The sequence below is a fragment of the Ilumatobacter sp. genome (genome assembly GCF_041688325.1).
In the GTDB taxonomy this organism is placed as follows: Bacteria; Actinomycetota; Acidimicrobiia; order Acidimicrobiales; family Ilumatobacteraceae; genus Ilumatobacter_A.
The window spans coordinates 1-11,909 of sequence record NZ_JBDNIJ010000292.1 but is presented as its reverse complement, the minus strand read 5'-3'; the positions used below and the strand labels follow the sequence as shown (position 1 = coordinate 11,909).

10 protein-coding genes and 1 tRNA gene are annotated in these 11,909 nt (G+C 63.5%); 6 read left to right on the top strand and 5 right to left on the bottom strand.

What is annotated here, in order from left to right:
- The first annotated feature begins 19 nt into the window (after positions 1–19).
- Positions 20–1,069, top strand: coding sequence for an SPFH domain-containing protein (locus ACH2EI_RS15565; RefSeq protein ID WP_395160703.1), 1,050 nt, complete (start codon positions 20–22; stop codon positions 1,067–1,069).
- Positions 1,070–1,071: 2 nt separating this feature from the next.
- Positions 1,072–1,626: a DUF2510 domain-containing protein gene (locus ACH2EI_RS15560; protein ID WP_395160701.1), complete on the top strand. Its 555-nt coding sequence runs from the start codon at positions 1,072–1,074 to the stop codon at positions 1,624–1,626.
- Between the two features lie 47 nt (positions 1,627–1,673).
- On the opposite strand, the gene ACH2EI_RS15555 is transcribed toward ACH2EI_RS15560, so the two are convergent.
- The 4 genes from ACH2EI_RS15555 to gluQRS form a co-directional block, all read right to left on the bottom strand.
- Positions 1,674–2,054, bottom strand: coding sequence for a RidA family protein (locus tag ACH2EI_RS15555; protein WP_395154700.1), 381 nt, complete (start codon positions 2,052–2,054; stop codon positions 1,674–1,676).
- 105 nt (positions 2,055–2,159) lie between these two features.
- Entirely contained in the window at positions 2,160–5,093 is a 2,934-nt protein-coding gene (locus tag ACH2EI_RS15550) for a glycoside hydrolase family 2 TIM barrel-domain containing protein (RefSeq protein WP_395160699.1), read from the bottom strand.
- Between the two features lie 257 nt (positions 5,094–5,350).
- Positions 5,351–6,268, bottom strand: coding sequence for a peptidoglycan-binding protein (locus ACH2EI_RS15545; protein ID WP_395154698.1), 918 nt, complete (start codon positions 6,266–6,268; stop codon positions 5,351–5,353).
- Positions 6,269–6,400: 132 nt separating this feature from the next.
- Entirely contained in the window at positions 6,401–7,327 is a 927-nt protein-coding gene (gene gluQRS, locus ACH2EI_RS15540; RefSeq protein ID WP_395160697.1) for a tRNA glutamyl-Q(34) synthetase GluQRS, read from the bottom strand.
- A gap of 115 nt (positions 7,328–7,442) precedes the next feature.
- Here gluQRS and ACH2EI_RS15535 point away from each other — a divergent pair, with 115 nt between their 5' ends.
- The 4 genes from ACH2EI_RS15535 to ACH2EI_RS15520 all read left to right on the top strand — a co-directional run bounded on the left by ACH2EI_RS15535 (position 7,443) and on the right by ACH2EI_RS15520 (position 11,693).
- Positions 7,443–8,885, top strand: coding sequence for a hypothetical protein (locus tag ACH2EI_RS15535; protein WP_395154696.1), 1,443 nt, complete (start codon positions 7,443–7,445; stop codon positions 8,883–8,885).
- 55 nt (positions 8,886–8,940) lie between these two features.
- The gene (locus ACH2EI_RS15530) at positions 8,941–9,843 is read left to right on the top strand and encodes an oxaloacetate decarboxylase (RefSeq protein WP_395160695.1); all 903 of its coding nucleotides are present in this window, start codon (positions 8,941–8,943) and stop codon (positions 9,841–9,843) included.
- 75 nt (positions 9,844–9,918) lie between these two features.
- Positions 9,919–10,671, top strand: coding sequence for a polyprenyl diphosphate synthase (gene uppS, locus ACH2EI_RS15525; RefSeq protein ID WP_395154694.1), 753 nt, complete (start codon positions 9,919–9,921; stop codon positions 10,669–10,671).
- Entirely contained in the window at positions 10,668–11,693 is a 1,026-nt protein-coding gene (locus tag ACH2EI_RS15520) for a polyprenyl synthetase family protein (RefSeq protein WP_395160693.1), read from the top strand. Before uppS ends, ACH2EI_RS15520 begins: the two co-directional genes overlap by 4 nt.
- 83 nt (positions 11,694–11,776) lie before the next feature.
- Here the strand turns inward: ACH2EI_RS15520 and ACH2EI_RS15515 are convergent.
- Positions 11,777–11,859 (bottom strand) — tRNA-Leu (locus ACH2EI_RS15515).
- Positions 11,860–11,909 lie beyond the last annotated feature (50 nt).

The window sequence follows — 11,909 nt, the reverse complement described above, 5'->3', positions numbered from 1 at the left end:
CAACAGACAGGGAGCAATCATGAATCCCATTGCCATCGTCGTCGGCGTCATCGCGCTCGTCGGCATCGCCGTCCTCGTCGGCGCCGTCAAGATCGTGCGCCCGTATCAGCGCGGTCTCGTTGAACGTCTCGGTAAGTACAAGGCCACACGCGAGCCAGGCCTCAACCTGATCCTGCCGTTCATCGAAACGATGCAGTTGATCGACATGCGTGAGCAAGTCGTCGACGTGCCGCCGCAAGAAGTCATCACCGCCGACAACGTGGTCGTGTCCGTCGACGCCGTCGTCTACTACGAGGCAACCGACCCGCAGCGCCTCGTCTACAACATCGCCGACTTCTTCACCGCCATCACGAAGCTCGCCCAAACCAACCTTCGCAACCTGATCGGCGACATGGAGCTGGACAGGGCACTCACATCGCGTGACACAATCAACACCCAGTTGCGCGAGGTCCTCGACGACGCCACCGACAAGTGGGGTGTGCGAGTGGTTCGTGTCGAGATTCAGCGCATCGATCCGCCGCCGGACATCGTGTCGGCCATGCACGCGCAGATGCGCGCCGAGCGCGATCGCCGTGCAACGGTCACCGAGGCCAAGGGCTACCAGGAGGCCGCGATTGCTCGTGCCGACGGTGAACAGCAGGCCGCGGTGCTCTCGGCAACCGGTCGCAAGGAAGCAGCGATCCTCGACGCGCAAGGTGAGGCCGAAGCGATCCAGCTTCGTGCGCAGGCGAACAAGATTCGTCTCGAACTGATCGGCCAGGGCGAGGGTCTGGCGGCCAAGGCACGCCTCACCGGCATCAAGGAAGCCAAAACCGACCACAACGTGCTCACCGTCGAGTATCTGTCGGCACTTGAGAAGATCGGCGACGGTCGGGCGACGAAGCTCGTCATTCCCGCCGAGTTTTCCGGCCTCCTCGGCACGGTTGCCGCTTTTGCCGAAACGATCCGTCCCGAAGACTCCAGCGACGAGGTCCGCCCGAAGGACGGCTTGCCGATCCCGGCCGACAACGATCGCGTCGAACTTCCCGAGCCCGATCGCTCTGAGTACCGCGACGCTGACGGAACCTGATCATGCGCATCATCGATGCACCGCGGGAGGGCTGGTACCCCGACCCTGATGGCCGCCAGCGACTGCGCTGGTGGGACGGGCTCGACTGGACCGACATCCGTCGAGCGCCCCCGAGTAGCGCCGAACTCACGCGAGCGGAAGCGCTCGTTCCGCGTGAGCCGATCGCCGCAGACCAGCGGACCTACACCGATCGGCCACAGGGCTACTCGCGCCAGGAAACACAAGACATCATCGCCGAGGTCCGCACCGTGGCCCGGCAAGAGCTTGATCGAGCGGCCGAGCAGTTCTCGCAGCGCGCCACCACCGCGGTACGCAGCTTCACGCCATTGATCAGCGAATACACGAGCAGGTTGCTGCGCTGGGTAAAAATCGCGCTCGGCATTGCCACCGTGCTGTTTATTGCATGGCTGCTCTTCCAAGCGATCGCGTCGCAGAGCTTCTTCCAGTGGCTCGGCGACCGCATCGACAACCTCAACGAAGACGCTGTCGGCTCGAGCACCTCCCTCCGCACAACACCGTTCGCCAGTCTGTGCAACTGGTGCGGCCCCACCGCCTGACCCAAGAGAGTTGCGCATGGGGTCAGGCCCCTTTCGCAACTCTGTGGTCAGTCGCTGATCACTGCGTACGCCTCGATCTCGACGAGGAGCTTCGGGTCAAGGAGCCCACCGACCTGCACCAACGTGCACGCAGGGCGGATCTCGCCAAACACTTCGCCGTGGGCCCGCATCACATGGTCGGCGTCGTTGAGGTCGATGACATAGACCCGCGTACGGACGACGTCCGCGATGCTCGCACCCGCTTCAGTCAGAGCGACGGAGATCGTGTTCAACGCATCGACAGCCTGGACGTAGGCACCAACACCCTCAACGTTCGGCGGCTGCGCACATGTACCCGCCACGTGCACCTGATTGCCAACCTTCACGGCCCGGCTGTACCCGTACGGCTCCTCATACGGGCCACCGGATGAGATGTTCTGTCGCTTCATCACCGGAGTGTGTCACGCCGGTGCCGAGGCCGACGCTAATCACCTCACCTCGACCAGAGGCATCACGCCCGCAGAGTTGCGAAAGGGGCCTGACCCCATGCGTAACTATTGGGCGGAGAGCCGGTAGCTGAAGGTGTGCTTGCCGGTGAGCACGCGGTACCGCTCGAGGATGTCCGGGCCGCAGCTGGCCGTGCCGACGCCACGATGCGCGACGTCAACGTGGACGACGAGTGTTTTACGGGGCGCGATGTCGGTCTCGTGCCCAGCGACGAACAAGTCGTGCGCGGTGAACCGTGTTGCCGAGACATGCATCGTGGTCGGCTGCAGAACGTCGAGTCGGACAATTTCACCACTGCCCGACCTCACGAACTCAAACCAGCGGCAATCGGTCCGCAGGCCAAACTCCTGAGGCACGAGGTACGGCGCATCATCGATACCCGACTCCCAGGTACCGACCATGGCACCGCTGTTGCGGTCGGGGTAGTTCTCGAGTTGGCCACGGCCGAACCAACGGGTCTGATCGAAGCCGGCCTTGAGTTGGAAGGTGATGCCGACGCGACCGAGATCGGCCAGCCCAGCAGGCACATTGACGGTGTGATGGTGCACTTCGGAACCGTCGTCGAGCACCTCGACCCGATGATCATGTCGAACGAGTTCGTCAGCCGGTTTGGTGTCGATGCCGGCGGCCTGCCACGCCTGCAAGCTCGTCCCGCCAATGCCGTACATTTCGTGGAGTTCGGGCATCAGCTTGTATCCGTCGTTGTCGGTCGACGCACGGAAGATCGACAGTTCGATCGGCGCGGCGAGCAGCTTCACAACTGTGCTCACAGTGGTCTGCGGTGCAGCGCCCTTGGGTCGAGTGATCTTCGCCTGCTTTGCACCCTTCAACTGCACCTGGTCGCGTGCGACGACGTGGCCAGCAGGCGCCCACGCGGTGGTTGCTCTTTGGGCGAACGTGACGGTGAGGTGAGCGTCAGGGTCAGTTGGCATCACGCACGGCATCGGCAGTTTCACGGACTGACCCGCGCCGACCGTCGGCACTGCAAGGGTGCCCGAACCGTGGACGTTGCCACCCACATTCAGTTCCCAGGTGGCAGAGAGATCATCGAGGTCGGTAAAGCTACGCCGGTTCGTCACGACGAGGTTCGCGCCCCTTTTTTCCATCGTCGCCGGGCGGTACACCCACTCGACTTCCTGGATGGCGGGGTGCGGAACAAGGTTGGCGGACATGAGGCCGTCGGCGACGAAGTTGCCATCGTGGATCGGCTCACCGAACTGGCCGCCGTAGGCGAACCCTTTCTTGCCGTTCGGCAACATGGCGTACAAGCCGTGGTCCTTCCACTCCCAGATGAAGCCGCCCTGAAGGCCGGGCGTCGAAAGGATCGTGTCCCAGTAGTCGGCGAGCGAGCCGTTCGAGTTGCCCATGGCATGGCTGTATTCGCACATGATGAATGGGCGGTCACCGGCGTAGGCAGCCGTGTCTTGGTGGGTCGGGTACATCGGGCAGACAACGTCGCTTGCGTGGCGACCACCATCGAGCCAGCCGTCGTGGAAGGAGGCCGGCTCATAGTGCAGCGGGCGAGTCGGGTCGGCGTGACGAATCCAGCCGGCCTGAGCGTCGTGGTTACGGCCGTAGCCGGCCTCGTTGCCGAGCGACCACATGATGATGCTGGCGTGGTTCCGATCGCGCTCGACCATCCGTGAGGCGCGGGCCAACCAAGTAGTGCGCCACACCGGGTCGTTGCACAAGCTGGTGTTGTACGCGTGAGCCTCGAGGTTGGCTTCGTCAACGACGTAGAGGCCAATCTCGTCACACAGGTCGAGCAGCCGGGGATCGTTCGGATAGTGGGCGCAGCGCACGGCGGTGATGTTGTGGCGACGCATCGCGAGTAGGTCGTCGCGGATGTTGTCAATCGTGAGTGCCTTGCCGAGGGTCGGATGGTGGTCATGGCGGTTGACGCCGAAGATCCAGGCTGGCTGACCGTTGATCAGTAGTTCGTTCCCACTGATGACGATCGAGCGGAAGCCGACGACCTGGGCGTGTGCCTCGGCAACCTGGCCGAACGGGTTGATCAATTCGACGACGACGCGGTAGCGCGAAGGCGATTCGGCTGACCACGGTGCGACGCCAGGCAGCACAAAGCTGGCCTCAGTCTTGTGGCCGGAGAACCCCATGGGCTTGTAATAGACGTGCGGCACCTTCTCGGTGACCGGCTTGGACAGCTGCTTGCCCTGGAGGGTCTCGACACGCGTCGTGACCTTCCAGCCCGCGATCGGCGCAGTGAATCCGCCGACGATGGCGGTCACGGCAAGCGTGCCGCTGCCGTCGACATGGTTGTAGCCAGCGTCGCAGATCAGATTCTCGACGTGGGTGGCGCCGCGGGCTTCGACAAACACCTCGCGGTGTAGGCCGCCCATCCACCATTGGTCTTGGTCTTCGACGTAGCTCTGCGCGCTCCACTTGCTGACGACGATCGCGAGGTCGTTGTCCCCGCGCTCAACGAATTCGGTGATGTCGTACTCGCTCGCCAAACGGCTGTCGGTGCCGTACCCGACCCATCGGCCGTTGACGTAGAGGACGTGGGTGCTCTCGGCGCCACCGATGTGCAGCACGATCTGTCGGCCGTCCCAGCTACTCGGCACCTTAAACGGACGGCGGTAGACACCCGTCGGGTTCTTCTCGGGAAGCAACGGCGGCGGCCCGTCGAACGGCATCTGCACGTTGGTGTACTGGGGAAGGTCGCCGGTGTTCTGCATCGTCCAGTTGCCGGGGACTGAGACGCGCAGCCACGAACTCCCGGTTGGCGCCTTGATGATCGCGTTCGCCGGAACGGCATCAGGCGAGTTGTAGAGACGGAAGTTCCACTTGCCGTTCAGCGAGCGGCGCCATGGTGATGCATCGCCGTCGTGAACTCGGTCGTTCTTGCGAGCCTCGGCGGCCGTCGGGAACGCCGTTGTTGGTGCACGCATGGGCAGCCGGTTGAGTTCGACCACCGCCGGGTCGGCCCACGGACGAACAGAACCAACACCGGGAAGCATGAGCCAGATTCTGGCAGGCGCACCCCACCGCGCCCCGTTCCGCAGTCAGGAACTCAACCTCGCCAAAAATTCAGGGCCAATGCCCAAGTCCGACCCAAGGGGAAAGGCCAACCCGTTACAAGGACAGCGCTGCTGCCAGAAATCCAAAAGATCCTGATTCTGGATCGGATCGTTCGAGGCCAAGGCGCGTGACGACGTTGGTGCCTCTCGGCACCGAGGAGTTCACGCAACGCCGGGATCGAGCGATCCGGACGGAATCAGGCGCCGTCGTGGACCCAGACGGGAGTGTCGAGCGGCATGATGCCGATCTCCCAGATCCAGTCCATTGCCGGCACGCTGACCCTCACGCAGCCGTGTGAGGCCGGGTAGTTCGGGATCGAGTTCGAGCCGTGCACTGCGACGCCGCCGACGAAGTATTTGGGGCGGTAGATCTCGCCGAGATCGCCTGCCCACCAGCCTTCGGGCCGCTCGCGATTGACGTTGTGGAGGCCGCTCGGGGTCAGTGAGATGCCGCGTTGGATTTCGCCGGGGGTGTTCTGGTCGGGCTCTTCGTAGGCCTCACCGTTACCGGTTGAAGCATTCAGGATGTATTCGGTGCGACCGTCGACAACGAAGAACAGCAACTGCTTAGCCTTGTCGATTTCGACGAGCGTGCCCGAGTTGGCACGGGCCACGGGGCGCAGGTCCATGTTCGAAATTGCGGTGGCGGCCTGTTCGTCGAGCTTTCCGTCGGGGTTCTCAAACCCCATGTACTTCTGGAAGGCCATCACTGCCTGGCGCGTCGTGAGGCCGTAGTCGCCGTCGGCGGACTGAACCCAGAAGCCGAGCTCGTTGAGTCGGTTCTGGAGGCGGACCGTTTCGGCGCCGTCGGAGGTGCCAAGCGCAGGGATTGGCGGGTCGAGGACGGGGACTTCGACGATGTTGACCGGCAGTGTGGTGGTCGTCGTCGTGGCCTCGGTGGTCGTCGGCGCCATCGTGGTGACCGGAACGACGGTGGTCGTCGGGGCGACAGTGGTTGTCGGGGCTGCTGTAGTGGTCGGGGCCTCGGTGGTCACAGCGACCACGGCTTCGCTGCCATCGCCGCTCGTCAGAGCGGTGGAGCAGCCGACGAGCGCGACAATGCCGAAGACAACTGCACATCCGATGCGCGCTGTTCGACGATCTGCGGGTTCCACTGAGGGTAATTTTAGCCCTCTGGGTGCCTGCGAACCCGCGCATCCCGGGGCAATTCAGGCAGTTTTCAAAAATTTCTATTGTTCGCCGTGAGACAACATCGAGTGAGGGCGAACCGGACCAAACGGTGACGGTCAATCCTCGGGGTGCAACACGAAATCGGGTGCCACGACGATGTTTCTCGGCAATCCGGCCGGATCAAACCGGTCAACGAGGTCAGCAACAGCAACAACTTCCCCCGGCGCAGCCAACTCGAGCGACGACCCGATCCATGACATGACCGCGGCGGACGAAACGCCTGCTGCGCGCAGTTCGCCAAGAGTTGTTGCTCCGTGACTCTTCGCCAACCGTTCGCCATCACGCCCGAAGACCAGCGGAATGTGCAGGTAGCTCGGCGTCTCGATGCCCAGCATCTGCTGCAGCATCACGTGGCGCGGTGTCGACGGGAGGAGATCGTCGCCACGCACCACATCGGTGACTCCCTGAAGCCCATCGTCGACGACCACGGCGAGGTTGTATGCGGGCACACCATCGTTGCGCCGCAGCACGAAATCGTCGACACCACCGGACTGCGGTCCGACGAGTCGATCGACGAAGTCGTAGGTGCCGTGGTCGGTGCGCAAACGCAGCGCGGGTGGGCGACCCGATGCTCGGCGCGCGGCACGCGCGCTGATCGACAGGTCGCGGCACGTGCCGGGGTACGAGCCGGGTGGACCGTGCGGTGCACTCGATGCGGCTTCAATGTCGTTGCGGATCTCGCGACGACTGCAGAAACACTCGTACACAGAGCCAGCCGCGATGAGCCGGTCAATCGCGGCGTTGTACAGGTCGAAACGTTCGCTCTGTTTCACGACGTCACCGTCCCAGTCGAGGCCCAGCGCGGCCATGTCGCGGAGCTGTGCGGCTTCGTGTTCGGGACGCGCCTGCACTCGGTCGAGGTCTTCCATCCGAACCAGGAACGTGCGTCCATCGGCGCGGGCTGACAGCCACGCCACGACGGCGGTACGAAGGTTTCCCAGGTGCAACTCACCCGTCGGAGATGGAGCGAACCGCCCAGTCATGTGCACATCATGCCGTGCGCGGCAACCCGGTTCATGACGGTGGCCAAGGGCACCGAGCAGTACCCGAGGCCGAAACGCCTCATGTGAGCAGGCCCTACCTCGTACAGTCGTCTGTATGTATTGCCCATTGTGTGGACGAGCGGTCGAGGAGAATCAGAAGTTCTGTGCTGACTGCGGGCACTCGCTCGCTGGCATCACCGACCTGACCGAGGCGCTTCCAATCATCTCGTCGCCAACTGACCCGACCGACGTCTCTTCCGCGCTGGACGTCAGCCAGCCTCGAGCGAGCATCGGCAAACTTGCCTCGCTCCCGGTCGACGGGCTACCTGACATCGCTGCGCTACCAACGCAGGAGATCTCGGCACGGACACCAATTCCGGACCCTGCATGGGGCACGCCAACCGGCGATTTTCCGTTGACCCCTCCAGCAGCAGACCCTCTTTCGCCGATACCGACCGGCGCGGTTCAGACCGTGGTCACTGCCGCTGAACCGCCAGTCGATGTGTTGGCAACGACGCAGATTCCGGCCCAACCTGACGCCACGAACGTCTCGACAGGGGCTGCGCCGGGTGACATCACGAACGAAGTACCGGAAGTGTTCGACGGTTCGGGCGACCTGTACGAATACCCACCAGGTCGCAGCCCCTTCAAGGTCAAGCTCGTCTTCATTCTGGCGTTTTTTGGTGCCATCTCCGTGTTGATGACTGCGGTTGCCGACATCATCGACATTCGCACGTCGGCACCGGTCGACGGCATCGCCACCGGCGTGCGCACACTCGACACGCTCGGCACCAACCTCGGTGTGGCCGGCTTCGTCGGTGCCACGGTGATGACACTCGGTGGCCTCCTGGCATGCTTCGGCTTGCGCTGGGGTGCAGGGCTCGCCGGTGGTGCGGGCCTCGCGTTGACCGGTTGGGCCGCGATGGTCGTTGGCCTCGCCGAGCTCCGTATCGCATCCGCCGAGTCGATCACCCGCCAGACAGTCGACCTCGCATTCACGCTCAAGGTCACCCGTGATCTTGGCTTCTGGTTGGTCGTTGCCGCGGCGGCAATCGGATTGCTCGTATTCTTCGCGTCGCTGCGTTCGTTCGGCACAGGCGGTCGCCTGGCGCTGAACCCGTGGATCGCCGCGCTCGGTGCAGTTGCGGGCGTCGTCCTGATCGCAGGGCCACTCATCCCCGAGGGCACTGCCACCTTCGCGAACAACTACAGCTCGGCACCGACCGGGCAAGACGTGCCGGCCCTCTATTTTGCGGGCCGACTCATCCAGCTCGCACTCGTTGGTGGAGCCATCGTGTTCGGCCTGCTGATCGTGCGGGCGTACGGCCTCGGACTGGCTGCTGGCGGAGTGAGCGTGGCGTTGTGGATGTGGGTGAGTTCGCTGCTCAACATGGGCACCTTCCCACTCGGCATTGCTGCCGGCAACTTCGGCGCTGGCCCGAACGACCCGACACCCCACGCCGTCACCACGGCTGGCATGGGCCTCACCCTGCTGATGCTCGTCGTCGGTGCGGTACTCGCAATAGTCGGCCACCAACGCCAACTGCGTCGCTACTGACGGCGGGGCGACCGGCTGACGGAACGCTCAGTTGCCGAGGGCTAAGTTGCCGAACATGTCAGACCTCTTGCGGCAACGACCGGCGGGGCCCGCTGCCCTCCGGCTGCTCCTCAACACAGCAGCCGAGCAACGTGCGCCGCTCGTCGCACCCGGCTGCTACGACGCACTCGGTGCCCGGCTCATTGAGCAAGCGGGATTCGACACGGCGTACATGACCGGCTTCGGCACCACTGCGTCCCTGCTGGGTCGCCCGGACGTCGGGCTCCTCGGCATGAGTGAGATGGTCGACAACGCTCGACGCATCACCGCCGCTGTCGATCTTCCGGTCATTGCTGATGCCGACACCGGCTATGGGAATCAGATCAACGTCGTGCGCTGCGTGCAGGAGTATGAGCGAGCGGGCGTCGCTGCACTGCACATCGAAGACCAGATCCTGCCGAAGAAGTGCGGACACATGGAAGACAAGCAAGTCGTCGATGCCAGCGTGATGGTTGGCAAGATCCGTGCCGCAGTAGCAAGTCGCCAAGACGACGACTTCATGGTGATCGCCCGGACGGACGCTCGCGCCCCGCACGGCATGGACGAGGCACTGCGTCGCGCCACGGCATACGCGGAGGCAGGCGCTGACATGCTATTCGTCGAGGCATTGCAGGACGTCGGAGAAATTGAGCGCGTCGCCACGGAGTTCGCCGGCATCCCGCTGCTGTTCAACTGGGCCGAAGGTGGCAAGACCCCGCCATTGACCTACGCGGAGATCGCAGCCCTCGGTTTCGCGATAATCATCATGCCGATCGGAATGCTCCTCGCAGCAACTGCCGCCATGCAGAACTTCCTGACCAAACTCAAAGCCGCTGGCACGCCTGCTCCGTTCGCCAACGAGCTGATGCCGTTCGACGATTTCACCGACCTCGTCGGACTTCCCGAAATCGGCGACCTCGAAAAGCGCTTCTCTTTCTGACCAGACAACAACCCTCAGCGGTGCCGTCACCTCAGCAGGCGGCGAGTTCAAGGTGACCCGTGTAGCGTCACCCGTATGAGGATGGTTGAAGCTGAGGAGCACGAGAGTATTCGCCTCGGCCCGATTCCAAGTCACGTGTCGTGCATCATGGATGGCAACGGACGTTGGGCTCAGATGCGCGAACTCGATCGGTCGAAAGGCCATGCTGCGGCCGAGGATTCGGTCGATGCCGCAGTTGACGCTTGTCTCGAACTCGGTGTGCAGTGGCTGTCGGTCTATGCGTTCTCCACAGAGAACTGGGCGCGCCCCGCTCCTGAAGTTCAGTTCCTGATGAGCCTCCAGGAGTGGCTGTTGCGCGAGGAGAAACGCAACCGCTTCCGCGACCTTGGTGTTCGGATGCGTTTCGTCGGCGACCTGGACGATCCGCGCGTGCCTCCGGCCTGCCGCGACTGGCTCCGCGAGTGCGAGGCAATGACCGCGCAGAACACCGAACTGGAGTTCGCGATCGCCTTCAACTACGGCGGCCGCGCCGAGCTTCTGCGGGCGATGACGCTGGCCGCAGCGAGTGAGACGGACATCTCTCAGCTGAGTGAGGACGACTTCCGAAAGTACTTGTACTGTCCAGAAATGCCGGACATTGACCTGCTGGTCAGGACGTCGTCCGAGCAACGATTGTCGAACTATTTTCCGTGGCACACCGCCTATTCGGAGTTCGTGTACACCGACACGCTGTGGCCGGATTTCCTCGGAGGGCACTTTTACAGCGCTGTTGCCGAATACCAGACTCGTAAGCGCCGTAAGGGCGGAAAGGCTGTTACCGAATCATGAAGGCTCGAGACTTCGCTGAACTCTTGGGGCTCGAATCGCTGCCCGAGGCCCTCGATGCCGTTGCCGACCAACTGATCGGCACCATCGATGGCTCTGCCGAGCTTGCCGAGCCCGCCATTCGGATGCTCGAAGGAGGCGGCAAGCGCCTTCGTCCGCTGCTGACCATTGCTAGTGCCGTCGCAGCGCACCCCGAGTGCTCGGTTGCTCCGCTCGACGAGCGTGTCCGAGCCGGTGCAGCATCGGTCGAATTGGTCCACGTTGGTTCGCTCGTGCACGACGACATCATCGACGAGGCCAACACCCGCCGCGGCGTAGAAACCGTCAACTCGAAAGAGGGCGCCAACCAGGCAGTACTCGTCGGAGACTTCCTCCTCGCTCGTGCCGGCATCGAAGCCGCACGTGTCTCGAAGGAAGTTGCCTTCAGCCTAGCGGTCACTATTTCCGACCTCTGTGACGGCCAAAGTCTCGAGGGTGCGCACGAGTTCGACGTCGATCGGACCACCGATCAGGCGCTTGCCTCCATTGCTGGCAAGACCGGTGCGCTACTCCGCGCGAGCTGCCACATTGGTGCGCTGTGCGTTGGCGAAATCGAGCGGGCCGAGGCGCTTGCCGAGTACGGCATGCAGTTCGGCATGGCCTTCCAGCTGGTCGACGACCTGCTCGACCTTGTCTCAACCGACGAACTCATGGGCAAGCCGGTGAACAACGACACCAAGTCCGGCGTGTACACGTACCCCGTGCTCATTGCGCTCGCCGAAGATGCTGACCCTGATGAGTTCAAGGCGTTGATGCTCGCGGCGAGAGACAGCCAGCAAGCGGCTGACGAGCTGAAGGCCCGGGTGCTCGCGTCGAGCGCTGTGACCGAAACCCTCGATCGGATTGGCGAGTACAACAAGCTGGCCAGCGCCTGCCTGTCGGACCTCCCGGACAGCCCAACCCGCACCGGGTTGATGGAACTGCCCGAGCGCTACCTCAACGGAATTCTCACCGAGAAGTCCGACCCCGCACTCCGCACCTGGTAGCAGGGGCCCAACTCGGGCGAGTTCTCGCAGGCCCAGACGCGATGGAACCCCTTGCAGTCCAAGGGGTTCCATCACATTTCTTGTGCGCGAGGGGGGACTTGAACCCCCACGCCCTTACGGACACCAGCACCTGAAGCTGGCGCGTCTGCCATTCCGCCACTCGCGCAAGTGGAGGCTGAACGATAACCGGGCGCGTCCAGGATCTCCACGCGCAAT